General features: G+C 71.4%; 27 protein-coding genes and 1 pseudogene. 17 read left to right on the top strand and 11 right to left on the bottom strand.

Going from position 1 to position 26,993, the window contains the following annotated elements; translation table 11 throughout:
- Positions 1 to 39 precede the first annotated feature (39 nt).
- The 4 genes from V1634_RS05155 (at position 40) to V1634_RS05140 (ending at position 6,187) form a co-directional block, all read left to right on the top strand.
- A complete protein-coding gene (locus tag V1634_RS05155; RefSeq protein ID WP_331206578.1) occupies positions 40 to 3,747 on the top strand; it encodes a M12 family metallo-peptidase in 3,708 nt (1,235 codons plus the stop codon).
- A 129-nt stretch (positions 3,748 to 3,876) separates the two neighbouring features.
- Positions 3,877 to 4,785, top strand: coding sequence for a hypothetical protein (locus tag V1634_RS05150; RefSeq protein ID WP_331206577.1), 909 nt, complete (start codon positions 3,877 to 3,879; stop codon positions 4,783 to 4,785).
- Between the two features lie 66 nt (positions 4,786 to 4,851).
- A complete protein-coding gene (locus V1634_RS05145) occupies positions 4,852 to 5,508 on the top strand; it encodes a hypothetical protein (RefSeq protein ID WP_331206576.1) in 657 nt (218 codons plus the stop codon).
- 328 nt (positions 5,509 to 5,836) lie between these two features.
- A complete protein-coding gene (locus V1634_RS05140) occupies positions 5,837 to 6,187 on the top strand; it encodes a cyclic-phosphate processing receiver domain-containing protein (protein ID WP_331206759.1) in 351 nt (116 codons plus the stop codon).
- Positions 6,188 to 6,302: 115 nt separating this feature from the next.
- Here the strand turns inward: V1634_RS05140 and V1634_RS05135 are convergent, their stop codons facing one another.
- The gene (locus V1634_RS05135; RefSeq protein WP_331206575.1) at positions 6,303 to 7,709 is read right to left on the bottom strand and encodes an MFS transporter; all 1,407 of its coding nucleotides are present in this window, start codon (positions 7,707 to 7,709) and stop codon (positions 6,303 to 6,305) included.
- Positions 7,710 to 7,895: 186 nt separating this feature from the next.
- On the opposite strand from V1634_RS05135, the gene V1634_RS05130 reads away from it, so the two are divergent.
- The 8 genes from V1634_RS05130 (at position 7,896) to V1634_RS05095 (ending at position 15,849) form a co-directional block, all read left to right on the top strand.
- Positions 7,896 to 8,336, top strand: a complete 441-nt coding sequence (locus V1634_RS05130; RefSeq protein WP_331206574.1) for an Imm21 family immunity protein — start codon at positions 7,896 to 7,898, stop codon at positions 8,334 to 8,336.
- Between the two features lie 1,028 nt (positions 8,337 to 9,364).
- Positions 9,365 to 10,234, top strand: a complete 870-nt coding sequence (locus V1634_RS05125; RefSeq protein WP_331206573.1) for a helix-turn-helix domain-containing protein — start codon at positions 9,365 to 9,367, stop codon at positions 10,232 to 10,234.
- Positions 10,227 to 10,427 (top strand): DUF397 domain-containing protein, encoded by a 201-nt coding sequence (locus V1634_RS05120; protein ID WP_331206572.1) that lies wholly within the window; start codon positions 10,227 to 10,229, stop codon positions 10,425 to 10,427. The genes V1634_RS05125 and V1634_RS05120 overlap by 8 nt, the downstream gene beginning before the upstream one ends.
- Before the next feature lie 102 nt (positions 10,428 to 10,529).
- Positions 10,530 to 11,003 carry a TspO/MBR family protein gene (locus V1634_RS05115; protein ID WP_331206571.1) on the top strand — a complete coding sequence of 158 codons (474 nt, stop codon included), beginning with the start codon at positions 10,530 to 10,532 and terminating at the stop codon, positions 11,001 to 11,003.
- Positions 11,004 to 11,368: 365 nt separating this feature from the next.
- Positions 11,369 to 12,463: a 3-deoxy-7-phosphoheptulonate synthase gene (locus V1634_RS05110; protein ID WP_331206570.1), complete on the top strand. Its 1,095-nt coding sequence runs from the start codon at positions 11,369 to 11,371 to the stop codon at positions 12,461 to 12,463.
- A 204-nt stretch (positions 12,464 to 12,667) separates the two neighbouring features.
- A complete protein-coding gene (locus tag V1634_RS05105) occupies positions 12,668 to 15,106 on the top strand; it encodes a penicillin-binding protein (protein WP_331206569.1) in 2,439 nt (812 codons plus the stop codon).
- A 291-nt stretch (positions 15,107 to 15,397) separates the two neighbouring features.
- Positions 15,398 to 15,628: a hypothetical protein gene (locus tag V1634_RS05100; RefSeq protein WP_331206758.1), complete on the top strand. Its 231-nt coding sequence runs from the start codon at positions 15,398 to 15,400 to the stop codon at positions 15,626 to 15,628.
- 26 nt (positions 15,629 to 15,654) lie between these two features.
- Positions 15,655 to 15,849, top strand: coding sequence for a hypothetical protein (locus tag V1634_RS05095; protein ID WP_331206568.1), 195 nt, complete (start codon positions 15,655 to 15,657; stop codon positions 15,847 to 15,849).
- A 97-nt stretch (positions 15,850 to 15,946) separates the two neighbouring features.
- Here the strand turns inward: V1634_RS05095 and V1634_RS05090 are convergent, their stop codons facing one another.
- The 3 genes from V1634_RS05090 to V1634_RS05080 all read right to left on the bottom strand — a co-directional run bounded on the left by V1634_RS05090 (position 15,947) and on the right by V1634_RS05080 (position 17,252).
- Positions 15,947 to 16,462 (bottom strand): DUF1360 domain-containing protein, encoded by a 516-nt coding sequence (locus V1634_RS05090; protein WP_331206567.1) that lies wholly within the window; start codon positions 16,460 to 16,462, stop codon positions 15,947 to 15,949.
- A 92-nt stretch (positions 16,463 to 16,554) separates the two neighbouring features.
- The gene (locus V1634_RS05085) at positions 16,555 to 16,869 is read right to left on the bottom strand and encodes a hypothetical protein (RefSeq protein ID WP_331206757.1); all 315 of its coding nucleotides are present in this window, start codon (positions 16,867 to 16,869) and stop codon (positions 16,555 to 16,557) included.
- A gap of 20 nt (positions 16,870 to 16,889) precedes the next feature.
- On the bottom strand, positions 16,890 to 17,252 hold the full coding sequence (locus tag V1634_RS05080) for a DUF6158 family protein (RefSeq protein WP_331206566.1): 363 nt from the start codon (positions 17,250 to 17,252) through the stop codon (positions 16,890 to 16,892).
- 135 nt (positions 17,253 to 17,387) lie between these two features.
- On the opposite strand from V1634_RS05080, the gene V1634_RS05075 reads away from it, so the two are divergent.
- Complete coding sequence (locus V1634_RS05075) at positions 17,388 to 17,810, top strand: hypothetical protein (protein WP_331206565.1); 423 nt, start codon at positions 17,388 to 17,390, stop codon at positions 17,808 to 17,810.
- A 3-nt stretch (positions 17,811 to 17,813) separates the two neighbouring features.
- The gene (locus tag V1634_RS05070; protein ID WP_331206564.1) at positions 17,814 to 18,125 is read left to right on the top strand and encodes a DUF3817 domain-containing protein; all 312 of its coding nucleotides are present in this window, start codon (positions 17,814 to 17,816) and stop codon (positions 18,123 to 18,125) included.
- A 156-nt stretch (positions 18,126 to 18,281) separates the two neighbouring features.
- On the opposite strand, the gene V1634_RS05065 is transcribed toward V1634_RS05070, so the two are convergent.
- Positions 18,282 to 18,467, bottom strand: a complete 186-nt coding sequence (locus V1634_RS05065; protein ID WP_331206563.1) for a DUF397 domain-containing protein — start codon at positions 18,465 to 18,467, stop codon at positions 18,282 to 18,284.
- 312 nt (positions 18,468 to 18,779) lie between these two features.
- On the opposite strand from V1634_RS05065, the gene V1634_RS05060 reads away from it, so the two are divergent.
- The gene (locus V1634_RS05060) at positions 18,780 to 19,646 is read left to right on the top strand and encodes a helix-turn-helix domain-containing protein (RefSeq protein WP_331206562.1); all 867 of its coding nucleotides are present in this window, start codon (positions 18,780 to 18,782) and stop codon (positions 19,644 to 19,646) included.
- A 72-nt stretch (positions 19,647 to 19,718) separates the two neighbouring features.
- Here the strand turns inward: V1634_RS05060 and V1634_RS05055 are convergent, their stop codons facing one another.
- Positions 19,719 to 20,258: a DUF6232 family protein gene (locus V1634_RS05055; protein ID WP_331206561.1), complete on the bottom strand. Its 540-nt coding sequence runs from the start codon at positions 20,256 to 20,258 to the stop codon at positions 19,719 to 19,721.
- A gap of 672 nt (positions 20,259 to 20,930) precedes the next feature.
- On the opposite strand from V1634_RS05055, the pseudogene V1634_RS05050 reads away from it, so the two are divergent.
- Positions 20,931 to 21,890: pseudogene (locus V1634_RS05050) on the top strand (NlpC/P60 family protein); the annotation flags it as partial.
- Here V1634_RS05050 and V1634_RS05045 read toward each other — a convergent pair.
- Positions 21,838 to 22,935 carry a D-alanine--D-alanine ligase family protein gene (locus V1634_RS05045; protein WP_331206560.1) on the bottom strand — a complete coding sequence of 366 codons (1,098 nt, stop codon included), beginning with the start codon at positions 22,933 to 22,935 and terminating at the stop codon, positions 21,838 to 21,840. The pseudogene V1634_RS05050 and the gene V1634_RS05045 sit on opposite strands and share 53 nt — an antisense overlap.
- Positions 22,928 to 24,106: an alanine racemase gene (gene alr / locus V1634_RS05040; RefSeq protein WP_331206559.1), complete on the bottom strand. Its 1,179-nt coding sequence runs from the start codon at positions 24,104 to 24,106 to the stop codon at positions 22,928 to 22,930. The genes V1634_RS05045 and alr overlap by 8 nt, the downstream gene beginning before the upstream one ends.
- A gap of 142 nt (positions 24,107 to 24,248) precedes the next feature.
- Between alr and V1634_RS05035 the strand changes: the two genes are divergently transcribed.
- Positions 24,249 to 24,926 (top strand): hypothetical protein, encoded by a 678-nt coding sequence (locus tag V1634_RS05035; RefSeq protein ID WP_331206558.1) that lies wholly within the window; start codon positions 24,249 to 24,251, stop codon positions 24,924 to 24,926.
- A 71-nt stretch (positions 24,927 to 24,997) separates the two neighbouring features.
- On the opposite strand, the gene V1634_RS05030 is transcribed toward V1634_RS05035, so the two are convergent.
- Genes V1634_RS05030 through V1634_RS05020 form a run of 3 tightly spaced genes read right to left on the bottom strand, consistent with a single transcriptional unit; the run spans position 24,998 to position 26,942 of the window.
- Positions 24,998 to 25,795, bottom strand: a complete 798-nt coding sequence (locus V1634_RS05030; protein ID WP_331206557.1) for an ABC transporter permease — start codon at positions 25,793 to 25,795, stop codon at positions 24,998 to 25,000.
- Positions 25,792 to 26,565 carry an ABC transporter ATP-binding protein gene (locus tag V1634_RS05025; protein ID WP_331206556.1) on the bottom strand — a complete coding sequence of 258 codons (774 nt, stop codon included), beginning with the start codon at positions 26,563 to 26,565 and terminating at the stop codon, positions 25,792 to 25,794. The genes V1634_RS05030 and V1634_RS05025 overlap by 4 nt, the downstream gene beginning before the upstream one ends.
- Entirely contained in the window at positions 26,562 to 26,942 is a 381-nt protein-coding gene (locus V1634_RS05020; protein WP_331206555.1) for a hypothetical protein, read from the bottom strand. The genes V1634_RS05025 and V1634_RS05020 overlap by 4 nt, the downstream gene beginning before the upstream one ends.
- Between the last annotated feature and the right edge of the window lie 51 nt (positions 26,943 to 26,993).

Raw genomic sequence — 26,993 nt, 5'->3', positions numbered from 1 at the left:
CGACCGACCGGCGCTCGGAGTAGTCCCAAGGAGACAGAGTTGACGACCCCCTCGACACCCGCCGCCACCCGCGGTCGGGCGGCACCCCGCCGACGCCTGGCCACCCTCGCGGTGGCCGCCCTCGCCGCCGGCGTACTCCCGGTGCTGGTCACCTCCGCCCCGGCCAGCTCCGCGCCGGGCCAGCCGGCCAACCCGTGGACCCGGCTCGCCGACGGCTCCAGCGCCGCCCGGTCCGCCGGGCCCACCGACATCCAGGCCGAGCGGTTCACCGGGTACGCCCTGGACCGGGCGAGCCTCGCCGCCACGCTGGAGCGGGCACCCGAGGAGCGCGCCGGCACCGCCCCGGCCCGGTCCCTGGTCGTGGCGCTGCCCGCACCGGACGGCACGTTCCAGCGGTTCGCGCTGGTGGACTCGCCGGTGATGGCGCCCGGCCTGGCCGCCCGGCACCCGGAGATCCGGACGTACGCCGGCCGGGGTGTCGACGATCCGACCGCGACCGTCCGGGCCGACCTCACCCCGCTGGGCTTCCACGCCTCGGTCCGGTCCGAGCGCGGTGTCTGGTACGTCGACCCGTACAGCCGGTCCGACCAGGGCCGGTACGCCAGCTACTACGTGCGGGACGCCACGAACCCCGACGGGCCGTTCGTCGAGCGGGAGGACGTGGCGCACGCCGCCGAGGAACTCGCCGACGACGTACCCGCCGCCCTGGACTCGGCGGGCGGGGACGTGACGCTGCGGACGTACCGGCTGGCCCTGGTGACCGACCCGTCCTACGCGACCTACTTCGGTCCGGCGAACGTGACGGCGGCCAAGGTGACCCTGGTGAACCGGGTGACCCAGATATACGAGGACGAGACGGCGATCCGGCTGGTGCTGGTCGACGAGACCGAGAAGACGAACCTGAACACCCCGGCCGAGGCGACCGGGGCGAACGGGCCGTGCGGTGCGGCGCCCTGTTACACGGAGGCGCAGCTCGCCTCCTGTGCCGGCGGCACGCTGAACCGCAACAACATCGTGCTCGGCCAGCTCGTCGGGGCGTCCGACTACGACGTCGGGCACATCGGACTCGGCGTCAACGGTGGCGGGATCGCCGGGCTGGGCGTGGTCGGCGGGGCCAACAAGGCGCGCGGCTGCACCGGCCTGCCGACCCCGGTCGGCGACTTCTTCGCGGTCGACTACGTCGCGCACGAGATCGGCCACCAGTTCGCCGGCAACCACACCTTCAACGGCACCCAGTGGAACTGCTCCGGCGGCAACCGCAGCCCCGCGAACTCGTACGAGCCGGGCAGCGGTTCGTCGATCATGGCGTACGCCGGCATCTGCCAGCAGGACAACCTGCAACCGCACAGCGACCCGTACTGGTCGCAGCGCAGCTACACCGAGATCACCACGTACGTCACCTCGGCCCGGCCGGCCGTCAACGAGGTGCAGAACGTCTCGCTGCGCGACTTCGACACCGACGGCGACTCGTTCAGGCTGCGCTTCGGCGGTGCCGAGTCGGCGCCGATCGTCCGGGGCGGCAACTACAGCGCGGCCGGGATCAAGGCGGCGATCGAGGCGATCCCCGGCTGGCCGGCGGGTGCGCTCGTCGCGGTCGCGCCGTTCGGCGGCACCGGCGTGCTGGACGACGCCGGGTTCCAGGTCACCTTCGCCGGTGGCCCGGTGGCGGCGGTCAACGTCGAGGCGCTCGCCGTCACCAACGCCAGCGGCGCGGACGGCTTCGTCGGCGAGACGGTCAAGGGCGGTCCGATCGACAACGGCGGCTGGCGGGTCGAGCAGACCGGCAACTCCGCACCGGTGGTGACCGTGCCGGCCGCGTACACGATTCCGGTCCGTACCCCGTTCGCGTTGACCGGCAGCGCCACCGACGCCGACGGCGACACGGTGACGTACCTCTGGGAGCAGAACGACCGGGGCGGGGTCGGCGGCAGCACCGCCGGGACCGCGCTGGTCAGCAACACCAAGACCAACGGGCCGCTGTTCCGGCAGTTCGGCACGGCGGCGGTCGTCAGTCCGACGGACACCCTGGAATACCACTCCCCCGGGCAGAACGCGGTCACCACCGACCCGACCCGGGTCTTCCCGGACCTGGCGCAGATCGCCGCCGACAACACCAACGCGAAGACCGGCACCTGCCCGGCCGCGCCTCCGCCGCCGGTGAGCGGCGGGGCGAGCAACGTGCCGCCGGAGATCGTCGACTGTTACTCGGAGTTCCTGCCGACCGCCGACTGGGTCGGTGTGGGTGACCGGACCCTGCACTTCCGGCTCACCGCCCGGGACGGAAACCCGGGCGCGGGCGGGATCGGCAGCGCCGACACCGCGCTGACCCTGGCGCCGGCCGCCGGACCGTTCCTGGTCACCTCGCAGGCCGGCGCGCAGACCCTGGCCGGCGGCGCCACGCTGCCGGTGAGCTGGGACGTGGCCGGCACCGACGCCGCGCCGGTCGGGGTGAGCGAGGTGAAGATCTCGCTCTCCGTCGACGGCGGCAGAACCTTCGGGTACGTCCTCGCGGAGCGCACCGCCAACGACGGCGCCGAGACGGTGACCCTGCCGAACATCGGCGCCAAGGCGGCCCGGATCAAGATCGAGGCGATCGGCAACGTCTTCTTCGACCTGAACGACGCCGACCTGACGCTCCAGGCCACGCCGAAGGTGATCTTCGACGGTGGCGAGGTGGTGACGGTGCAGTACAGCGACCCGATCCTGCCGGAGGTGCGGGTCACCGCCACCGACCCGGACGGCGGTCCGGGACAGCTCGCCGCGACCGCGACCGGGCTCCCCGCCGGCCTGGCGCTCGGCGCCAAGACGCCGGAGGAACCGGACGGGGCCGGCGCACCGGCGGTCTGGGGCGTGGTCGGCAACAACCGGGCCGCCCCGGGCGACTACCCGGTGACGGTGACCGTCACCGACCAGCACGGGCAGAGCGGGACGGTCTCGTTCACCATCCGGGTGGTGCCGGAGGCGGCGGAGCTGGCCTACACCGGGGACACCCTGGTCTCGGGATCGGGCCGGAACGCCGACGTGCTGCTCCAGGCCACCCTGCGGGAGATTCCGCCGGGTTCCGGCGCCGAGCCGTGGCCGGGTGACGTCTCGACCGCGACGGTGACCTTCGCCGCCGGTGGCCGCACCCTCTGCACCGACGTACCGGCACCGCTCGGCACCGACGACTTCGGCTCGGTGGCGACCTGCACGGCGAGCCTGCCGGCCGGCGGCCACGAGGTGACCGTCACGCTCGGCGGCAACTATGCCGGCAGCACGAAGGCGCGGGTCGAGGTGGCCAGGGCGGGCACCTCCGTGGTGCTCGGCGGCGGCTCGGTGACCCCGACCAGGTCGGCCGGGGCGTACCCGGTGGAGCCGAAGTCCCGGGTCGACTTCAGCGTGCTGGTCGCGCAGACCCGGCTCGGCGGCACCGGTACGACGACTCTCTCCTTCCGGTCGGAGGGCCGGAGCTACGAGATCCGGGGCGTCGGGCTCGACTCGTTCGGCGTACGGTCCGGTGGCGGCGCCGACCGCCTCGACCTGCGCAGCCGGGCCGGCCTCTACGACGTCACCGACCCCCGTCGACCGGTCACGGTGGCCACCGGGCTGAGCCTCCGGGTCACCGGTACCGACCGTGGCCCGCTCGGCGGTAGGGACAGCGTCGCGGTCACCCTGACCGAGGGCGACCGGCTGCTCCTCGCCACCGACTGGACCGGCCTGACCAGCAAGGAGATCAACCTGACCAGCGGGACGCTCCTGGTCCTCTGAGTCGCGAGAAGGGCCTCTCCCCGTCGGTACGTCCGGGGAGGGGCCCTTTCCCATAGGGAGCTCTTTGCCTTCGCCCTCTACAGTGGAGCCGTACCGTTGCGTCGACGTTGCGGTCCGATCGCCGAGGACTTGAGCGAGGTGCCGGTGGGCGACGGGTGTGAGTCGGTAGACTGGAATCCGCTTGGCTCGGCCGGGGCACACTCCCAGCTGGCCGGCGTGGTCGCTGGTCTCGTCTTCGCCGGCATAGTCATGCTGATCGACAGGGCGACGTCGAGAGGTTCGTCGGCCAAGGCGTTGACGATGTTCATCGCCGGCCTGGTCACGTTCGCTCTGGACAGCTTCTTCTTTGGCGTCATCGCCGGTGAACAGACCTGTTCCCGGGCCTGGACGCAGACCACGGTGGCGGCGGGGATGCTCGGGGTTGGCTCACTCACCCTGTTCACCGGCTTGGCGTGGCTGATCGCCGGGCGCGACGAGTTCGAGTCCCCGCTCCGGTTGATCCGGGTGACCGCGTACGGTCTGTCCTTGGTGATCGTCGGGCAGTTGGCGGTGACCGCGCGCGACTATCTGCGGGATGTCCGGCCCGAGGGTATGTATCCCTGGCTGGACTGGCTGGTCCGGGCGTGGTCGGCACTGGTCGCGGTGGTCGTCGTCGCGCACGCGTTTGCTCCCCGACTTCGTTACGAGGCGCATCGGGCGGTGAGCCACGCGGCCTACCTCGGGATTGCCTACGTCCTCAGCTGTGCCGTCATTTTCGGCCTGTTGACCACTGCCGACCGGAGCTACTGGGCGGACGGGGTCCCGCCAGGCGTATTCATCGCCGCCGCTCTTCTGTCGGTCATGCTGCCTGGCGTGGTGGTCGTTGTCCAGTTGATGGCCTTCCCGTCGGCGATGGTGGTGGTTCGACCGCCGGTGGCTCCGGCGCTGCCCGCTTCCCGCGAGCCGTCGCCGCCGCATGGCAGGCCGCCGGCCGTGGAAGCCTCGGCTGGTTCCGAGGCGCCGCCTGCGGTCGCCGACCTGGACAACAACACCAAGTGATCCGCGAACAGTGTGCCGGGCCAGCGTGTCCGAAAACTGTCGGCAGCTCGGGCGAACAAAACGTGGGTGGCGGCAGACGAACAAGGTGAGAGGTTGCCACAACGGAGGAGAAGTGTCATGAACCGTTCCGCGATCCCACGTTTCATCGCCGTCGGTGTGCTGGCCCTGGGGGTGCTTGTCACGGCGGTGGTACCCGCGTCCGCCTCGACCCGCGCTGCGGGCCCGGCGTCCACCGAGCGGGCCGGCCCGACGTCGGCCGGCGCCGTTATGGACGGTCCCGCCGGGTCGGTGCTGAGCGTTCGCGGTGCCGGCCCGTACCGGATCGGCGCGCGCCTGCAAGCCCTGCAGGAAGCTGGCCTGATCGACTGGGTCGCCCCGCCGCAGGAGTGTGACGTCGTACTCACCGGCGTGACCGGCGAATGGTCCGGGGCACTCATCCTGGCCTTCCGGGCAGGCCGGCTGGTGGAGGTCGGTACCGCCACCGTCCCGCCCCGGTCTCCCGCCGGCGCGTCGGTCGGCATGGGCTGGAGCCAGCTTGAGGACATCTACGGCGGCCGCGGCCGCCTGATCTACAACAGCGACGGCGAGCAGGCGTACGTCGTCCGCATCGGTTCCCGAGTGGAGTTGTACACCGGGCACCCGATCCGCGCTGGCGTCGGCTACTTCCAGGCCGGGCCGGCCAACTTCGTCCTCAAGAATTTCATGGGCGAATCAGTCTGCTGATCAGGATGGGGTGCGGCGGGCCACCACGGCCGTCGCGCCCTTGACCGACGGCGGGGCGACGGCGGCGTTCTGCAAGTGCCGGAACTCATGGTGTGCCGACCGACCAGACGGCTCTCGGCTCCACGTACCCCCTTGTGACACGACGAGCCTCCATCGCGGTCATCCGCGCACCCTGATCTCGATATTGCGGCGCGATGGGCGGTGGGCGGCGTTCATCAGACAGCTCCGCTCGCCGGGAGCCGCCGACACCTCGTGCGCGTCTCCGCAGCGGTCTCGACCGCCTGCCCTTGGGCCTGTCGAATTATCATCGGGCGATTCCCGCCGATCGATCGTCTTGGTCGATGACCTTCGTTCGTTCGTGGATGGCCGTTGTGCCGAGGTGGCCCGTGCCAGCGCCGTCGGAGTGGAACTCCTCGATCGGTACCGGGACCGGCGCTTGGACGAGCTGTGGCTGGACCACGACCTCGGCGGGGACGACACGATCTGGCCGGTCGTGGAGGTCCTGGAACGGGCCGCGTTCGACAATCGCCCCTTCGACGTCGGCGTCACCAACGTCCACTCCGCCAACCCGGCCGGCGCCGCAAAGGTCGCCCAGGCCCTACGGCGCTGGGGGTATCGCGTCCAGGTTGCGTCGGGCTCCACGGACGTCGGCTATCTCGACGGGCCCCAGGTGAGCTGACCGGCTCGAACGCGCCGCCCGGCGGCGGCCACACCCGGACGCTTCGGAGGGCTGGTCCGGGTATGCGGAGGCCGCTGGATTCGGGGTAGACCAATGCGCCGACCGTTGACTCAAGTCATGCGGCTGCGGGCTTGGGTATCAGTTTTCGTCTGCCAACCCACACCGCCGCGGCTAGGGAAACGGCGCACGTCGCAGCGGTGAGGAAGCCGGCGTTGTAGTCGTATCGCTGGATCACCAATCCGCCCAACGCCTGCCCGGCCGCGTTGGCGGCGATGATCGCGGTGGTGATCCAACCGAAGGCCTCTGACACGCGCCGCTGGGGTACCAGCCTGTCGAGCAGCGTGTTGTGGAGGGTGATCTGCGGTACGAGGGTTGCCCCGGCCAGGATCACCGCAACCGTCAGCGGTAACGCGCCACCAAGCAGTGACGGGATCAACAAGATCGTGCCGAACCCGGCGATGAGTACCGGCAAGCGAACCACGAGCGGGCGAGGCCAAGGCGATCGCTGGTACGCCATGCCGACGAGTACGGAACTGATCGACCACAGTCCCAGTACGACGCCGGCCAGTTGCGGCACGCCGTTGGACTCGGTGCCGGCCGTGACGCCTACCACGACGAAACCGACTGTCAGGCCGAACGCGCACGTGGCGAGGAGCAGGATGGCAAGACCCGCCGGGTGGAATTGATCAGCGTCGGTTCCGTCGGCGGCCCGGTCCAGGTCCTCGGCAGAGGTCCCGAACGTCGCGTGCCGGCGGTGTGACCGGACTGCCGCCGTCGAGGCGAACCCGGCCGCGCTGACCGTGCTCAGCGTGACGGCGACCAGCAGAGCGGAGCCCGACCACAGCCAGGTGGCGAGCACGGCGGCCACGGCCGGACCGAGCAGCCAGCACAGCTCGAAGCTGACCGCCTCGTAGCTGTAGGCGGCGTCGCGGACCGAACCTGCCGGGACGAGATGGCGCCACATCGCCCGGGACGCGACTTGTACGGTCGGCAGCACCGCGCACTGCACGGCTACCAGGAGCGCGAGCGCAAGAGTATTCAGACCCGTGGAGATGAACACGACGGCGCCCACGCTGAGCAGCGCATATGGGCCGGTAAAGGCGAGCAGAACTCGGGTCGGCCCGTACCGGTCGATGAGCCTGCTCTGCCCGATGACGCCCACGGCGGTACCGACGAGGCTGGCCGCCGAGACAGCCCCTGCCACGGCATAGGAACCCGTCCGGTCCTCGACAAAAATCAACAGGCTCAAGTTGATCATCGCGAACGCGAAGCGGCCCAGTACAGACCAGACCGCCATCGGAAGGGCTCCCGGAACGGCCAGCGCGGTCCTAGTCGTCCCCATCGCCGCCTCCATCGCGTTCTCCGACCCGCCCGACAAATTCTCCCGGCCACGCGGCTGGCAGTGGGCGTGGGTGGGGCTATGGCTGATGACGGTCGGTGACGCGGCGTTCGGCGCCGACCGATCGTGGTTCGAGCGTGCTTGGAAGGGCGCCATCGCGCTGATCGTCGCCGTGGCCGTCACGGTGGCTGCGTACCGCCACCACCGGTGGCGAAAGCCGGTGACGGAGCGTGGCGGCTCCGACTGGCGGCGGCGTGCCTGAATCGCGCCGTACTGCCATGGCTGCTCCCCGCTCAAGGCCGGCAGAACGGCTAACCTCCGCCTCCTACGGCAGAACGGCGCTCTGGGGACAGTACTGACGGTGGGGAGATGCCCATCTGGGTTGACTCGGGCGGTGGCCCGTTGGTCGTCGTTCCCGAAACATCGCTTCGGGACTGGCGTGGCGTCGATCCGGTGGACGTCAACGACGACAGTGATGCTGAGCGAGCCTACGCCGTTGAGGGCCTCGCCGGTGTTGTCGCGGTAGGCCGTGCGGAGGCACAGGCCCTCGTGCTCGGAGACGAGCCGGCGAGCACCTGCTACGTGCCAGAGATGCATGCTCTCGTAGGTTGGGATGCTGCTCAGAACGCGGACTCTCTGATCAACGCGGCTCGGAAACTCGTCGCCGATCTGACCGTCGCATGGGACGACTGCGGCGTTTGGGAGACCGACGGGCCGGCGGTGCTCATGGATGCTGGCGAGGACGGCGCCGAGCCTCTGTCGGGCAACAGAATGGGCCGGGCGCCGGAACTCATCGCCAACCTGCCGTAGCGCGACCCGCTGGATGGTGACCGCGCGACCGCCGGGCGGGCATCGGGTTCGTGGCGCTACCCCGAGAACCTGCCCCGAGCTGCCATGACCACGGGGGAATCGACAGCTCGGGGCAGGTGCACCGAGTGATGGGGACGGTCTGTCAGCGGCGGCGCGGTACCCAGTGCAGAAACCGGCCGGCGAGCAGTGCGGATGTACCTCGGGCAGCTCTTGCAGAGCGCGGGCAAGGTGGCTGCCGAGGTACACCATCAGCCCCACCCGATCGCCCCGGAAGCCGGTCAGCAGCGTCAGCCGCGCGTCCGGGCATGGCCAGTCGGCGCCGCAGAACCGGCACCGGTAGGAGGGGTGCACCGGCACGTGCCGCCGCCAACGCTCCTCGCGACCGATCATGGCAGGGCCGATCGGGCTTTCTCGGCTCGACGTGCCCGCGCGGCCTCTCGGAATGTCAGCGCATTGCCCCGACCTGCCTGAGGTCGCCCCGCCGAGCCACTCCAAAGTGGACCACGCGCGTTCCGCGCCCCGATCCTGGCGGGCGGCGGCGGACTGTCCGCCGTGCCGACCACGGGTGCCGAGGCGCGGACGGCCGCCCGGTACTCGGCCGGGGAGAGTGGCGGCACCTTCGGCGCGTACGGCATCGGGATCGGTTCGACCGAGTCCGGGCAACGCCAGCGGAAGCCGCACCGGCAGTACCGCCAGAGGCGACGCCAGTCCCGCCGATGCCGCGTTCCTGAGCCGACCAGGAAGTCGATCAGCAACCGGTAGAGCCTCCTCATCACATACCTCCTCGGGTGGTTGGCGGGAGCCGATCCCAGTGGGGAGAGCTGAGATCGGCTCCCGATGCGAGTTCCACCCGGGCGTCCGACGGTCACCGAGCGGTCCTGCTGCTGCCACTCTCGGTGCCCCCACAACAGCCATGCAACGGTCTAAGCTGATGCATCCCTCGCTAGTCGTTCCTTTTCCACAATCCACCGGAAACAGTCCCAGAATCGATCGACTGATTGCTTCAAACTGAGACAGGAGGTCCGGCGATGACGGACGCGGGGTCGTCCATACCGCGCAGGCAACTCGGCCGAATTCTGAGGCAGGCTCGCGAACAGGCCGGGCTCTCCCTGGAGGCCGCCGGCACCGACCTCGAGTGGTCGCGCTCCACCATGTACCGGATCGAGGGCGGCCAGGCCGCCGTCAAGGCGCGGGACGTCGAGGCGATGTGCCGGCTCTACGGCACCTCGGGTGAGATGACCGAGGCGCTGAAGAAGCTCGCCACCGAGACCAAGGCGAAGGGGTGGTGGCACGCCTACGGTGACACCCTGCCGGCCTGGTTCGAGCTGTACGTCGGTCTGGAGGCGGCCGCCTCCCGCCTCCGCCACTGGCAGCCCGCCGCACTGCCCGGCCTGCTCCAGACCAGGGAGTACGCCGAGAACCTACTGCGGTCGCATCCCGACCTGCCGCCCCGCGAGGTCGGCCGGCTGGTCGAGGTCCGGATGGAGCGCCAGAAGATTCTGACGCGCAAGAAGCCGGAACCGCCACGTCTGGAGGTCATCGTGGACGAGGGGGTGCTGCGCCGGGAGGCCCCGGGCATGGCGCGCCAACTCCGTCACCTCCACGACCAGGCGACCACCGGGGTGGCGAGCGTCCGGGTCGTCCCGAGATCCGCCGCGCCGAGCTTCGCGCTGACCGGCGGGCAGTTCATCATCCTGGAGTTCCCCTCGCTCGGGATCAGGACTCCCGAGCCGACCACCGTCTACAGCGAGCTACTGACCGGCGCCCTCTACCTCGACAAGCCGGCGGAGGTTGCGACGTACGCTAAGGCATGGAGGGCGATCGAAGGAGTGGCGCTCGATCCGTCCCGGTCGGCCGACCTGATAGCGATGATCGGCAAGGAGATGAGCGATGACTGACCAGCCCGGCGCGAAGTGGCGCAAGTCCAGCCGGAGCAACGGCTCGGGCGGCGAGTGCGTCGAGGTCGCCGACAACCTCTCCGGCGTCGTACTCGTCCGGGACACCAAGGACCGCGAGGGCGGCACCTTGACGTTCACCCCCGCCCCCTGGCGAGCCTTCGTCGACTTCGCGAAGCAGACCCCGACCGGCTGATCCTGCCGGCCCACTCACCCGGGCCACTTCCCGGCCCGCCTCGCGGCACACCGGGCACGGCCTCGAAGGGATGACCGGCGTCCGACCGGGTACCAGACCGGGATGAAGGGTTCGACTCTCGCCAAGACCGGACTGGCCACCGCGCTGGCCGCCGCCGTCGGCTCGCTCGCCACCGACCCCGACTCCGCCTGGTACCGGTCGCTGGACAAGCCGGCCTGGCAGCCGCCCCCGGCGGCCTTCCCCGCCGTCTGGACCCCGCTCTACGCCTCGATCGCGTTCGCCGCCGCCCGCGCCCTCGACGCCAGCACCAGCGTCGCAGAGCGCAGCAGTTTCCGGCGGGCGTACGCGATCGATCTTGCCCTGAACGCCGGCTGGAACGCGCTCTTCTTCCGGGCCCGCCGGCCCCGGCTCGCCCTCGCCGAGTTGGTCCTGCTGAACGCGGCCAACGCCGTCCTGCTGCACCGGGCCTGGCGGGCGGACCGGGTGGCCGGGGCGGCACTCCTGCCCTACCTGGCCTGGACCGGCTTCGCCACCGCGCTGAACGCCACGATCGCCGCCCGCAACCCGGGCCGCTGACCCGGGCGGCTGCCCCGAGCCGACCAGCCCGCCCGGGGGCCGACCCAAGCCGCCGACCCAAGCCAACCAGCCCGAGCCGCCGACCCGAGCCGACCGGCCGGGGCGCCGCTGCGGGCGTACCAGCAAATGGGCGGCGGGGTCCGGTCGGGCCCGGCATCGGGTATGGTTCCCTGCGTGACGCGTTCGTATCGATGGTTTAGTCAGCCGGCTCCGGAGCCGGTGACTCAGCCATGACCTGACGTCACCAAGATCCAGCAGAGCCGGCTGAAGCAGGGACATCGTCCCTGCTTTTTCCATGTGATCAGCCGGCTCGGCTCCCGGGCGCCGGCCCCGGGGTGGCGGTCGGCAGAGAGGGAGCCTCGACGATGACCACCACCGGAATGGGTCGGGTCAGCGACCAGCGCATCGACCGGATCGTGCCGCTGACCACCCCGGCGCTGCTGCACCACGAACTGCCCCTGGACCAGGCGTTGGCCGACGCGGTGCTGGACGGCCGACGATCGGTCGCCCAGGTGCTCGACCGGGAGGACGACCGGCTGTTGGTCGTGGTCGGTCCTTGCTCGGTGCACGATCCGGCGGCGGCCCTGGACTACGCCCGACGGCTGCGGGTGGCGGCGGCCGAGCACGCCGAGGACCTGCTGGTGGTGATGCGGGTCTACTTCGAGAAGCCCCGCTCCACCGTCGGCTGGAAGGGCCTGATCAACGACCCGGGGCTGGACGGTTCCGGCGACGTGAACGCCGGGCTGCGGGCCGCCCGTGCGCTGCTGCTGGACGTACTCCGGCTGGGGCTGCCGGTCGGCTGCGAGTTCCTGGACCCGATCACCCCGCAGTACATCGCCGACACGGTCGCCTGGGGTGCCATCGGCGCCCGCACCGTCGAGAGCCAGGTGCACCGGCAGCTCTCCTCCGGCCTCTCCATGCCGATCGGGATGAAGAACCGCCCGGACGGCAGCGTCGGCACGGCGGTCGACGCGATCCGGGCCGCCGGGGTGCCGCACGTCTTCCCCGGCATCGACGTCTCCGGGGCTCCGGCGATCATGCACACCCGGGGTAACGCGGACTGCCACCTGGTGCTGCGCGGCGGCCGGGGCGAGCCCAACTACGACGCCGAGTCGGTGGCCGAGTCGCTGGCCCTGCTCCGGGCGGCCGGGCTCCCCGAGCGACTGGTGATCGACGCGAGCCACGACAACAGTGGCAAGGACCACCGTCGGCAGCCGGTGGTCGCCGCCGACGTGGCCCGGCAGATGGCCGACGGCCAGCGCGGCATCGTCGGGCTGATGCTGGAGTCGTTCCTGGTACCCGGCCGGCAGGACCTGGACCCGACCCGGCCGCTGGAGTACGGGCAGTCGATCACCGACGCCTGCCTCGGCTGGCCGGAGACCGAGGAGGTGCTGGCGGACCTGGCGGCGGCGGTCCGGGCCCGGCGGGTGGCGGCACCGACAGGTACCGCCGTGAACTGATCTGTCCGGGTCGGCGGCGGCCGGTCGGGCCGCCGCCGGGCTCGCGGGTGTGACGTAGCAGTCAGTTGGGAGATCCATCGGCACGCAACCGTGCGGTTCGGTGCGGCGTCTGGATCAATAGGGCGAAAGGCGCGCGTACGGTTGTGCTCGCGCCGGCCGCCCCGCCCGCGACCTGCCCGCCAGCACCCAGAGGTACACGCGAACATGCCGAAATTTCGCCGACGTAGCCTGATCAAGGCCGCCACGCTCTTCACCTGTGCCCTACTCGCCGGGGTGGTGGTCGCCGGGGCGGCGTTCCCGGCCGTGGCCATGTCCGGGCTGGCGGCGAAGGCCGGCGCCGACTCGTTCCAGGAGCTGCCCACCGAGCTGACCGTGCCGCAGGTGCCGGAGGCGACCCAGGTCTTCGCCGCCGACAACAAGACGCTGATGGCGACGTTCTACGACGAGAACCGCCAGGACGCCCCGCTGCCCCAGATCTCCCCGGCGATGCGGAACGCGATGGTCGCCGCCGAGGACCACTCGTTCTACCGGCACAACGGGATCGACGTGAAGGGCTTCATGCGGGCCCTGGTCTCGAACTTCACCGGCAACTCCCGGCAGGGCGCCTCGACGCTGACCATGCAGCTCGTCCGGATGTCGATCACCTACGGTGCGACCGACCCGAACGACGTGGTGGCGGCCAGCGAGGACACCAACGCCCGGAAGCTGCGCGAGATGCGCCTGGCGGTGGCGCTGGAGAACAAGCTGACCAAGGACCAGATCCTGGAGCGCTACCTCAACATGGCGCCGTTCGGCCACGGGACGTACGGGGTGGCCGCGGCGAGCCGGTTCTACTTCGGCAAGGAGCCGAAGAACCTGACCGTGCCGGAGGCCGCGATGATCGCCGGCCTGGTCAAGTCGCCGAGCTACTACGACGCGCTGGACAGCAAGGGGCCGGGCTACGGCCGCACGGTGGACCGCCGCAACTGGGTGATCGAACAGATGCGGGAGACCGGCGCGATCACCGAGCAGGAGAAGGCGGCAGCGCTCGCCACCCCGCTGAAGGTCAAGGGGCAGCGGCCGGCGAACGGCTGCACCAGCTCGGTACACAACGACTGGGGCTTCTTCTGCGACTTCTTCTACCGCTGGTGGATGGATCAGGAGGCGTTCGGCAGCACCACCTACGACCGGGAGCGGCGGCTCAAGGGCGGCGGGTACCGGATCGTCACCACGCTGGACCCGGCGGTGCAGAAGGCGGCGTACAAGAACGTGCAGCAGTACCTGCCCACCGGCCGGAAGGACGCCCTGATGGTGGCGGCCGTCGAGCCGGGCACCGGCCGGGTACGCGCGCTGGCCACCAACCGGACGTTCGGGCTGGACGACCCGACGAAGCCGAAGAACCCCGTCTCCAGCAACCCGAAGCAGGCGGACGCGGGGATGCGGGCGACCTATCCGCGTACCACGAACCCGCTGCTCACCGGTGGCGGTGGCACGAACGGCTACCAGGCCGGATCGACGTTCAAGATGTTCACCATGGTCGCCGCGCTGGAGCAGGGCTACCCGCTCAGCCACACCTACAACGCCCCGCAGCGCTATCCGTCGAAGTACTCGGCGGAGCGCGGCACCGACTCCGCCTGCACCGGCACCGAGCGGTGGTGCCCGGGTAACGACAACGCGAGCATGGCCGGGGTGCACGACATGTGGAGCGCGTTCGGCCGCTCCGTCAACACCTACTTCGTACCCCTGGAGGAACGGGTCGGGGCGGCGAAGGTCGTCGACGTGGCGCAGCGGCTCGGCATCCGCTTCCGGCAGCCGGGCGAGGCGGCGATCGCCAAGGACCCGGTCCAGGCCGACGGTTGGGGTTCGTTCACCCTCGGTGTCTCGGCGACCACCCCGCTGGACCTGGCCAACTCGTACGCCACGCTGGCCGCCGACGGGAAGCACTGCGCGCCGATCCCGGTGCAGGAGGTCAAGGACCACACCGGCAAGGTGCTCGACATCGCCACGCCGCACTGCCAAAAGGCGGTGGACCCCGAGGTGGCCCGGGCGGCGATCGACGCGGCCCGGTGCCCGGTCGGCGACCAGTCCGCCTACGGCAGGTGCCGCGGCGCGACCGAGGCCGACGCGCACCGGGTGGTGGGCCACCCGATCGCCGGGAAGACCGGTACCACGGACAGCGAGCGGACCGCGTCGCTGGTGACCATGACCACCACGCTCTCGGTCGCCGGCATCATGGCCAATCCGGACTGGCCGGAGACCACCACCGACATGGACCACGACATCGTCAACCCGGCCGTCTACGAGACGCTGGCCGACGCGATGAAGGGGAAGCCGAAGAAGGACTTTCCCAAGCCGGGCGAGAAGCTGGTCTACGGGGACCAGCGGTCGGTGCCCTCGGTCACCTGCCGTTCGGTCGACGACGCCAGCGCCGTGCTGCGCGACGCCGGGTTCAAGGTCGAGGTCGACCCGAGCCGGGTCGCCTCGAACTGCCCGGCCGGGGCGGTCGCCGGCACCGACCCGGACGGCCGGACCGTCTCCGGCGGCGTGGTGATGCTGCGGGTCAGCAACGGCCAAGCCTCGTCGAACGGTCCCGGCGGCGGGCGGCCCTCGACCGAGGGTGGCACCGGGGGTACGGTCGCCGACCGACCGGGACGACGCGGCTGACGCCGGCCCGCTCGCGCGGAGATGAGTACGCCGCCCATGGCTCTCGCCATGGGCGGCGCGGTGTCGGTGTGCAGGTCGCCTCTCGGCGAGTGGCACGACGCGGCTCCAGCCGGACGGTATTCCGCGAAGGCAATAGGGTGAGGCCCGGGGACACTGGACACACCGACAGTCCTAGTCAACCTCGGATCCGGGCCCGGTGTTCCGATCTTCGCCGTGACGCACGTCACCGGCTGCCGAAACCGGACGGCGGGCCAGCATCGGTACGGGTTTGGCCGATCCGGCACCGGGTAGCTGATCTCCGTGACCGACCAACCGGCCCCGGACCAGTCGACCAGTCCGGAACTCGACGCCCTGCTCGACGACCTCTATTCGGGTCAGGAGCGGCTCACCCAGGCGGAGATCCAGCGACGGGCGGTCGCCGCGGAGGTCTCCGCCGAGCTGCTGACCAGGATCACCGCGCTCCCCGAGGGTGAGTACGCGGTCGACGAGGTCGCCGACCTGCTCGGCGGTACGGCCGGCTGACCCCGGAGGGCGAGGAGAGAGAACCGATGACCGAAGACGACCGGCCGCAGCAGGCTCGTCTGGCTCCGCTCGGCCAGCCGCCCGGAGAGACGGATCCGCAGGGCGATCCGGACTTCACCGCCGAGCACGACAAGACGGCGGTGGACGAGGAGATCATCACCGACAGCGACACCGAAAGGGAGCCGGAGTCGCCCCGGGGCTGGTCCGGCATGCAGCGCTGAGTCTTCCGCCCGGGACCCGATCCCGCCCCGACCAAACCGGGCCGCCTCCCCTGTCGGGGAGGCGGCCCGGCGCACTTCTTGGGCAGCCCGCCGCTTCCTACCGGGAGGCGGCCCGCTGTGCGACGGCGTAGCCCATCTGGAGGAAGTCGGAGGCGGCCACCGCGGTGAAGGCGGTCGCCACCAGCCGGGTCAGCCGGGGGGCGAGCACCAGGCCGCCGGTCAGCCCGGTGGAGATCCAGACGGCCAGGCAGAACGGGCAGCTGAGCAGTTCGCCGACGGCGTGCCGGGCCGAACTCCCCTCGTCGCGTACCTGCTCCATCACCTCGCCGCTGCCGATCGGCCGGTCGTAGCGGGTGAACGGCGCCCGCAGCGGGCTGGTCACGGCGTCCTTGGAGAGCAGCCGGCTGAGCTTGTGGGTGGCCACCGAGAGCAGCACGACGTCGGAGACGCTCGGGCGCTCCGGGACCCGCCGCCCGGTCGTCTTCGCCGCGATGCCCAGCGCCAGCGCCACCCCGGCGTAGGTGCCCATCGTCGCCAGGTAGCCGCCGAGCGGCCGGTGCTCGTCGGGCGCGTACGCCTGCCGCAGTCGCGCCACCCTGTCTCGTACGTTCATCCCGCCTCGTTCCGCGTTCCGCCTGGTGCTCTGCTGCCGCCCGCCGTCCGCTCCGGGGCACGGCCCGTCCGTCAACCCCCGCGTGGGTGCGCTCACCCGGGGGTGAGGTTGTCGTCGACCTCCCGGGCGAGGCCGGCCAGCGACTCGTCGGCGATCTCGTGCAACCGCTGCTCGGAGGGCTCGCCCTCCAGTTCGAGTCGTACCGTCGCTCCCCCGGCGTCGACCGGTGAGACCTGCAACCGGGCCGACCAGTCCGGGGAGCCGGCACTGCGCCACCGGGCCCGCAGGTCGGCGGTGGAGAGTTCCGGCCCCGGCACGCCGTCGCCACGCAGCGGCGCGGGCAGCCAGGCCGAGACCCGGTCCGGGTCGGTGGCGGTACTGAACACCACCTCCGGCGGGGCGGACATGCCCCGCTCGGCGCGGCCCGTCACCACCCGCCGTCCCGCAGGCGGCTCGGGTCGACCTCCCGGCCCGGGTGCCGGGTCAGGTACTCGGTCTCCAGCTCGGCGGTACGCCGCAGGTGGTTGCCGAGCGCGGTGTCGGCCGCGTGCCGGAGCGTGTCGAGCCTGGTCCGGTGCAGGCTGTGCATCTCGCGGAACAGGTCCTCGTCGCTCAGCTCGACCGGGTCGACGCCGAGGGTCTCCTCCTCGGCGCTCACGAAGTCGCTGGCGGTGCCGCCGCGCCGGACCGGGTCGCCGTCCCACTGGCCGACCCGCTGTTCCGGGCTGGCGTCGATCGGCGCCCCGATGTCGGCCGGGGAGAACTCCTCGTGGCGTACTGATTCGGACATCGTCGCCCCCGATAACTCGTTTGGGTGGACGACTAGACGGTTGCCCAAACCGGGTACCGCCAAACCCCGGCCGGCGGGGCGACACTACGACGCCGTGTCGGAGACGGCACCGACCCGCCCGGTACGCTCGGGGGCATGAAACGGCTGTGCACACCGGCGTGGATCCTGCGTCACGTGTTCACCGTCGCGGTGGTCGTCGGCTTCCTGGCCCTCGGCTGGTGGCAGATCAGCCGGGCGCTGGCCGGCAACACCCTGAGTTGGGCGTACGCCTTCGAGTGGCCGATCTTCGCCGGGTTCGTCGTCTTCCTCTGGGTGCGGGAGGCCCGCTACACGCTGCGCGGTGGCCGGCCGCCGGAAGCCGAGTCGGCGGCTCCGCCGGCCCGGCCGAGCACCCCGGGGACACGCCGACCGGTGCGTACGGCCCGACCACGGCTGGCGGCAGCGGGCCCGGAGGACCCGGCGCTGACCGAATACAACCACTACCTCGCGTGGCTGAACGCCAATCCCGGCGCCCGGCCCGCCGACTATCCCGGCCTGGGCCGGCAGCAGGAAGGATGAACCGTGGGCGCAGCCCTGACCCGCTACCGTGTGGTCGCTTACGTCGTCGGCGTCGTGTTGATCGCGCTCGTCGTGGTGGGCATGCCGCTCAAGTATCTCGGTAACGATCCGGTGGTCGTCGAGACGGTCGGCCCGGCACACGGGTTCCTCTACATGGTGTATCTGGTGGCCACCTTCGACCTGGGTCGCCGGGCGCGCTGGCCGCTGGGCCGGATGGTGCTGGTCATGCTCGCCGGGACGATCCCGTTCGTCTCGTTCTTCGCCGAGCGGGCGGTCACCCGGCAGGTACGCGAGCCGGAGCCGGTTGCCGGCTGAACCGCCGCCCAGGGGCGGCCGCCGATCGCGAGCCGCCCCGCTCGTCCGTCGGGCCGTCTATTCATTTGAATGTCTCGCGATAGGCGAGGTCAAACCGCGTGGTCGGCGGCGCCGGTCAGACCGGAACGTGAATGAATCACGCCGCCGGGTCGGTTTTCACGCGTTGCGGAGCCCGTCGACGAATGCCCGCCAGGCCGCCGCGCCGAACAGCAGCGACGACTCCGGATCGACCGAGTCGCGGACGGCGGCACCGCCGGCGACCTGAGCCACCTCGACACAATGCTGCGATTCGCATCGAGTGCTCTTCCGCCAGACGAGCTCGGCGGAACCAGTCTGTGACATGCGCCCTCCCCGGCAACTAATACTGTTGCGGCAGATGCCGCGACAACGGACAGAGGCTACCCGCCGTCCCCCATTCCGCACAGCCCGGAATATCCGCGATTATGATGTCAGTGTCGATAATGGACACAAACGGTGATGGCGTGGTCGCGGCAAGCAGGGACGCTGGTGGAACGGGGCGGGCCCGTGTAGCCTGCACAAAAGTCTGGCAATCTGGCAGGTAGCCGGTAGCCAGGTGGCAGGTTGCCGGGATCAGAATGAGCCGGATCGACCCTTGCTCGGCCGCCGGTGCGCCGTTTGAAGGGAGCGTTCCCGATGACTACGGCGTACGGCCCGACCGTGGGGCGCCGCAAGCTCCGCTCGGCGATCCGGCGCGCCAGGGAAGCCGCCGGGTTCACCCAGGAGCAGGCGGCGCTCGCCATGGACTGGTCGCTGTCCAAGCTGATCCGGATAGAGGCGGGATACGTCTCGATATCCACCAACGACGTCAAGGCGTTGCTCAATTACTATCAGGTGCGCGATCCCGAACAGGTCGCCGAACTGGTGCAACTGGCCCGGGTTTCCCGACAACGCACCTGGTGGTCGCAATATCGTGACGCGCTGCCACCCGCCTATTATTCGTACATCGGCCTGGAGGCGGAGTCCTCCGAACTCTATTTCTACCAGTCCGTCGGCATGCCGGGACTGCTTCAAACCCAGGCGTACGCGCAGGCGGTCCTCAAGACGGCAATTCCCAAACTGGACGATCCCGACGAGGCACAGACCTCCGTCGCATTGCGGCTGCGCCGCCAGCAGGAAATGCTCGGCCGCGCAGATCCGCCGAACATCGTCGTGGTCTTCGACGAGGCGGCACTGCACCGGCAGACCGGCGGTCCGGCGGTGATCCGGGAACAGCTCCTGCATCTGGTCGGTCTCGCCGAATCCGGCCGGATCACCGTCCAGGTGCTGCCGTTCACCTCCACCGTCTACACCCCGCTCGGCCAGTTCGTGATCCTGCGCTTCCCCGGCGGGGAGGACGCGGACGTGGTCTATCTGGAGAGCACCGGGCTGGAGGACGTACTCGACGATCCCGACGCGGTGACCGCGCACCTGCGGACCTTCACCGGGCTCCGCGAGGCGGCACTGAGCCCGGCCGAGTCCCTGCGCCGGATCTCCGAGATCGCCGCCGACTTCGCCGACTGACCAGCACCGACCAGCGGCGCCGCCGCCGGACCCGTCGAGGGTCCGGCGGACCGCGCCTCCGGAGGTACCCGGCTAGGGCATCGGCTCGTACGGGGTGTCCGAGGCCGGCGGAAACGCCAGCCCACCCAGCCGGGCGGCTTCCCGGGCACGGATCAGTGCCCGGGTCACCTGACCGAACTGCCGCTCGTGGTCGGAGCTGAACAGCAGCACCGTCTCGCCCCGGTACTTTCCCCACAGCTCGTAGGCCGGCGGCCGCCACCGGTGGCCCACCAGGGCGAGGCCGACCGGTACGAAGGCGGCGAGCCCGAGCCCGGCGTACGTGGTGGCGGGGAGCCGGTAGAGGTCACCGGTGTAGCCCAGCGCGACGCCGATGCCGACCAGTACCGCGGCGGTGACCAGCACCGCGCGCAGCGTCAGTCGGTCGTGCGGCCCTCGGGCGGTCTGTAGGTGGGTGAGTTCGGAGATCGTGAACTTGCGGCCGGCGACGATGAACGCCTCGTTGGTGATCCGTACGCCGGGTTCCCGGTAGAGGTCGACGGGGCGGGGGCGGGCCAGTCCAGATACCTCGAATGACGCGTCTGGCAGGTGGACCTGGGGGCGAGTAGGCTCCATTCTTGCCTCCAACGGCTCCTGAGGCGGGCTGCGTGGATGGTTCGTAGAGATCGGCATCTGGTGGCAGCCGGGTGCCGATCGTCTTGCGGGCGGGCTGGGCGCACGTCGGCTGCCCCGGACTACGGCTGATTCATCGCACGCGACCTCGCCCCCTGCTGGCGACTACGCCGTGTACTGCTACGCCGGACCCCCGGGAAAGCCTGTCGACTCCCGCATTCATTGTGCGAAGGGCACACCAGCAAGTGGAAGGGACGCAGACAGCCACCTGGCAGATTTCCAGGCGGCAGCCGGGCTTCCCGCCGCCCTGTGCCCGGTTCCGTGGCGGTTTGCCCATACTCAGCCCGGGCCGCCATCCGCCAAGACCGACCTATCGGGCGAAGAGCCGGAGAGCGGCCGGAGAAGAGCCCCGCCGCCGCCGGACATCACGCGTCGGACGGGGTGTGGCACGGTCAGTGATCACGACATTCGGGTTATCGCTCGCCACTGCCGCATCTCACCCGCCCACCACTGTCGGTAATGCCGACCCCGGGCTACGTTGAACCGGCCGGCCCGGTCGTCAGTCATCCCCCCGGGTGGCGCCGGCCCGGTGTCGCCGCAGGCAGCAGCCGCGGTGACGCAAGGCCGCCATCCGCTCCGATCGCGGTGGCGCAAGGAAGAAGGGTTCTGCACACGTTGTCTTCGGTGCGGATCCTGCTGCGTACCCTCGTCGCGGCCGGCCTCTCGGCGGCACTACTCGCCCCGATGTCGGCGGCCCGGGCCGAGCCCTCGGTCGGCGAACTCACGCAGCGGATCAACAAGGCCTCAGCCGAACTGGAGAAGGTCGTCGAGTCCTACAACAAGCTCAACGAGGAAATCAAGGAGAGCAAGGCCGCGGCGGCGACGCTCAGCGCCCGGATCGGACCGCTGCAACAGCAGGCGGACCAGAGCCGGGCCGAGGTGGCCGAGCTCGCGAGCCGGGCGTACAAGCTCGGTGGCTTGAGCACGGCGAGCGCGCTGCTGAACCGGGGCGACGGCAACACCCTGGTGAACAGGCTCGGTGCACTGGAGCAGTTGGCCCGGGACCGGGACCGGCAGATCGCCGGGTTCGAGGCGACGCAGCGGCAGTACACCGACGAGAAGGCCCGGCTCGACGCCACGTTGGCCCGGCAGACCGCCCAGGCGAAGCAGTTGGCCGCCGGCAAGAAGCGGATCGAGGGCGAGCTGGCCAAGCTCTACGAGATGCGCCGCGAGGCGTACGGGTCGGCGACCTCCTCCGGCAGCAGGTACACCGGCAGCGTCCCGGCCGTCTCCGGCAAGGCCGGCGTCGCGGTCCGGTACGCCTACGGCGCGATCGGCAAGCCGTACGTCTGGGCGGCCGAGGGGCCGAACGGCTACGACTGCTCCGGTCTGACCCTGGCCGCCTGGCGGGCCGCCGGCAAGTCGCTGCCGCACAACGCCGCGATGCAGTGGGACAAGGTGGCACACATCGGCCGTGGCGAGCTGAAACCCGGTGATCTCGTTTTCTACAGTGGACTCGGCCACGTGGCGCTCTTCGTGGGCAGCGGCAAGGTGATCCACGCGCCCCGGGCCGGCGAGAGCGTCAAGCTGGCCGACGTGGACATGATGAGCCCGTACGGCTACGGACGCGTCCGCTCGCGCCGCGCAGGGTCGTACTCCGCGCTGGGGCGCGCGCGCGCCGGCGGGGGCACCTCCGGCGCGCGAGCGCGTTGTCGACCAGTACGTCGAGCAGCTCCGGATAGTCCATCCCGGCGACCTGCCAGATCCGCGGGTACTGCGACACCGGAGTGAAGCCGGGGAAGGTGTTGACCTCGTTCAGCACCGGGGTCACACCGTCGCGGAGGAAGAAGTCGATCCGGGCCAGTCCGGCGCAGCCGAGCGCCCGGAACGCCCGCACCGCGAGGTCGGAGAGTTCGGCCGCCACCGCACCGTCCAGCCGGGCCGGGACCTCGAAGACCGTGCCCGGATCGTCGTACTTGGCGTCGTAGTCGAAGAAGGACCGGTCCCCGGTGACCCGGATCTCCAGCGGCGGACCGACCTCCAGCCGGCCGTCGGGACGTTCGAGCACCGCCAGGTCGATCTCGCGGCCGGGCACCGCCGTCTCGACGAGCACCTTCGGGTCGCTCGACCGGGCCCACTCCAGCGCGGCCGGCAGTTCGGTCCAGTCGGTCACCCGGGTCACCCCGAGGCTGGAGCCGGCCCGGGCGGGCTTGACGAAGACCGGCAGGCCGAGCCGGCGCAGCTCCGCCCGCGGCGGCACACCCTCCGGACCGGTCGGCCGGGACACCACCGCGTCGGCGACCGGGATCCCCTCGGCGGCGAGCAGCTTCTTGGTGAACTCCTTGTCCATCGCGGCGGCGCTGGCCAGCACGCCGTTGCCGACGTACGGCACGCCGGTCAGTTCCAGCACCGCCTGGAGGGTGCCGTCCTCGCCGTACGGGCCGTGCAGGGTCGGAAAGATCACGTCGGCCGTACGCAGCCGCTCGACCGCCTCGAAGACGGTGACCGGCGTCCCGGTGCCGAAGACCCACTGCCCGGTACGCGTGATCAGAACCGGTTCCGGCCGGTAGCGCGCCCGGTCCAGGTTCGCCAGAACGCTCGCCGCCGACCGCCGGGAGACCCGGTGCTCGCCGCTGCGCCCGCCGGAGAGCACCGCGACCCTGATCGGTGACTCAGACACTGACCCGCTCCCGTCCGCTGCCCAGCCCGGCCCGTACCGGCAGGTAGCGCCGGCCGACCCGGGACCCGATGCCGGTGAAGATCTCGTGGGGGTTGGTACCGGCCCAGCCGGCCCAGTCGACGACCGTCGGCTCGCCCCGGTCACCGGGACCGAGGAGCAGCACCTCGTCGCCGGTACGCACCGGCAGGTCACCGACGTCGACGACGATCTGGTCCATGGTCACCCGGCCGGCGACCCGGCACCGGCGGCCCTGGATCCAGACCTCGGCCGCCCCGGCGGCGGTCCGGGGGATCCCGTCCGCGTAGCCGACCGGCACCAGCGCCAGGGTGGTCGGCACGGCCGTGACGTGGTCGTGCCCGTAGGAGATGCCGGTGCCCGCCGCGACCCGCTTGGTGAGGATGACCCGGGAGCGCAGGGTCAGTGCCGGGCGCAGTCCGGCGGGCAGTCCCGGCAGCGGCTCCACGCCGTAGACGGCGATGCCGGCCCGGACCAGGTCGAAGTGCGTCTCCGGCCGGCCGACCAGGGCGGCCGAGTTGGCCAGGTGCACCAGGTCGGGCGCGAGCCCGGCGGCCCGGGCCAGCGCCAGTGCCCGGCCGAACCGCCGAAGCTGCGCCGTGTCCCGGTCGTCGACCCGCGACTCCCCGTCGGACAGGTGGGACCAGACCCCGCGTACCCGGATCCGCCCGATGGCCTCGAAGCCGCGCGCCAGGCGTACCAGCTCGGGCCATTCGCCCTCGGTCGCACCGTTGCGGGAGAGCCCGGTGTCGACCTTGAGGTGTACCTCGGCCCGTACCCCGGCCCGGGCCGCACCGGCGGCGATCCCCCGCAGGTGCGCCACGGAGGGGACCGACAGGTCGATCCGGGCCGCGACGACCGGGGCGAAGTCCTCGTCCTCGGCGTGCAGCCAGCAGAGCACCGGCGCGTCGACGCGGCCGGCCCGCAGGGTCAGCGCCTCGGCCCGGGAGGTCACGCCCAGCCACCGCGCGCCGGCCGCCAGCACGGTCCGGGCCACCGGCAGCGCGCCGTGCCCGAACCCGTCCGCCTTGACCACGGCGAGCAGCTCCGCGCCGGTCCGGCCGGCCAGGGTACGGGTGTTGTGCGCGATCGCGTCGAGGTCGACCACCGCCTCCGCGAGTGGTGTCAGGCCACCTGCTCCGCCGAGTTTGATCACGTTGCGTGAGACTAGGAGGCGTCTGTGCGGTTTTCGTGAAGGCGAAGTGCGAGAACCGTTCGACGATGTGCCGGCCGGATTCGTCCGGCTCGACGCGGTGCCCGACCCGGCGCCGGGCACGGCCGGGCGCTAACCTGCCGGGATGACTCCGTCGGAGGCCGGCAAGCTCGCCGCTGTGGTGCTCGACCGCCTCGCCCCGCACCTGCCGGAGGCCGCCTCGGCCGGTGACGCCGGGCCGGCCGGGCGGCTCTACGAGCTGGTGGCGGAGCGCCTGCGCGCCCTCGACGAGGCCGAGGCGCTGGCCGACCTGGTCCGGGAACCCCGAAACAACTCGCTGGTCAAGCGCCTGTTGCGCACCGCCGTGACCGAGGATCCCGGGTACGCGGCCGAGCTGGCCGCCGCCGTCGGGGCCCTGCCGGCGGCGACCGGCACACCGGTCGCGGCGGAGCGGACGACCAGCTCGGCGGTGCCCCGGGAGCCGGTCGGGGCCGTACCCGGATCGGGCGGCGGTCGACGGCCGCGCCGCTACGGTCCCTGGGTCGCGCTCGGCGCGGTCGTGCTGCTGCTGGCGGTGGGCGGCCTGGTGGTCCGCGCGGTGCTCGGCGGGCTCAGCGAGGCCGGCGGGCTGACCGCCGACTCCAGCTGCGAGGAATACCAGCAGGCCCCGCCGGAGGAGCGGGTCGCGGCGATCCGGCAGATCGGGCTCGCCAAGGGCATCTCCGGGGTGGACAGTCCGCTGGTGATGACGGCCGTCGACCAGCTCTGCGACGCCCAGCCGACGGCACGGATCGGCGACCTCATCGCCCGCTTCGACGGCTGAGCCCGCCGACCCTCGCTGAGCCCGCCGACCCGCGCTGGCCGCCGAGCCCGCGCGACGGCCTCCGGCACCGCTCAGGTGACGTCCCGCCGCATGGGTACGGCGACCGCGAGCACCGCCGCCACCGCCGCGTAGCCCAGCAGCAGCAGCCCGCCGCCGAGCGGTGGGACGAGCTGGACCGGTGTGGTACCGAGCCCCTCGGCGGCCGCGTCGACGACGTAGCTGAACCCGGTGAGCGAGGCGGTCGCCCCGGCCGGCAGGTACGGATAGAGCCGGCTCACGCCGGGGATGATCGCGAGCAGGGGTTCGAGCAGGTAGAAGTAGCCGACCACCACGCCGAGGGCCGCCACCTGGTTGCCGACCAGCGCACCGATCCCGACGCCCAACAGGGTGTAGACCGCCATCGAGACGGCCAGTCGGGCGAACAGCTCCAGGATCGACCCGGTGCCCAGCCCCGGGGTGACGCCCCGGGCCGCCGCCCCGGCGAAGAAGACCGCCGCACCGGAGCCGGTGAGCACCAGGCCGTACGCCAGCCCGGCGACGCCGTACGCGACCAGCTTCGACACCAGCACCTGCCAGCGCCGGGGTGCGAAGAGGAAGGTGAAGTCGACGGTCCGGTGCCGGTACTCCGCGCTGACCGCGAGTGCCCCCAGCACCGCCGGGACGAACATGGTGTAGCCGACCATGCCGAGGACGGCGCGTACTCCCGTTTCGGTGTCGAGTCCCGGCATCGGCGGGTCGAAGTTCTCCGGCCCGAGCAGGGTCAGCAGACCGATCAGCCCGGCGCCGCAGAGTACGGCGATCGCGAGCGCCACCAGCCAGAGCCGGCTGGCCAGCAGCCGCCGGAACTCGGCCCGGATCAGGCGGTTCATCGGATTCCCCCGATCTGCCCGGCCCGGTCACCGGTACCCGCACCGGTGACGTCCGGCGTGGTCGCGGTGAGCCGGAGGAAGAGGTGTTCGAGGCTCCCCGACGCGCCGACGAGGTCGACGAGCCGGCCGGCCACCACCTGCCGGCCGGCCCGGATCACCACGACGTCGTCCACCATCTGCTGCACCTCGCTCAGTACGTGACTGGAGATCAGTACGGTCCGGCCCTGGCGGGCCAGCCCGCGCAGGAAGTCCCGCAGCCAGGCGATTCCCTCCGGGTCGAGCCCGTTGCCGGGCTCGTCCAGCAGCAGCACCGGCGGGTCGCCGAGCAGTGCGGTGGCGAGGTTCAGCCGTTGCCGCATGCCGGTCGAGAAGGTCCTCGTCCGGCGGTGTGCCGCGTCGGCCAGCCCGAGCAGCCGGAGCAGTTCCTCGACCCGGCTGTCCGGGTAGCCGCCCATCGCGGCGTACGTCCGGAGGTGGTCCCGGGCCGTGTGCCCGGGGTGGAAGGCCGAGGCGTCGAAGACGGCGCCCACCGTGCCGGAGGGCCGGTTCAGGTCCCGGTAGCGCCGCCCGCCGATCGTCGCGGTACCCGAACTCGGCCTGACCAGGTCGAGGATCATCCGCATCGTCGTGGTCTTGCCCGCGCCGTTGGGGCCGAGGAAGCCGGTGACCGCCCCGGGCCGGACGGTGAAACTGAGATCCTGTACTGCGGTGACGGCGCCGAACCGCTTGCTCAGCCCGGAGACCTCGACCGGGACGGCTGGCCGGCTCACGCCCGGTCCCCGGTGCCGGCGATGCCTCGCTGGACGGCGACGGCGAGTCGGGCCGCGTCCGGGGTGGCGAAGACCACCTCGTCGAAGGCTCCGGCCACCATGCTCCGGTCGAGCCGCAGGTGCAGGCCCGGCATGCCATGGCGGGCGTAGACCAACTGGCGGGGGCCGCCGAAGAGGCCCCACACCCCGATCTTCGCGATGCCGGTGACCACCAGGCCCCGGCGGGCGCCGGAGGCGAGCCGCAGCGGCCGCTCGACGTAGCCGACCTGCCGTACGGACCGCAGTGGCACGGTCAGGTTCCGCCGGCCGATCCAGAGTCGTTCCAGGCCCTCGAACTCGAAGGCCAGCGCGTCGCCGGAGATCCTCATGTTCGCCATCAGCTTCCACCCCGCGTTTCTCGTCGACCGTCTCCCGGCCCCGATGCCATC

It is taken from the genome of Plantactinospora veratri (genome assembly GCF_036421995.1).
Lineage (GTDB): Bacteria > Actinomycetota > Actinomycetes > Mycobacteriales > Micromonosporaceae > Plantactinospora > Plantactinospora veratri.
The sequence above is the reverse complement of the archived record's forward strand: the minus strand, read 5'-3'. Positions and strand labels throughout refer to the sequence as shown.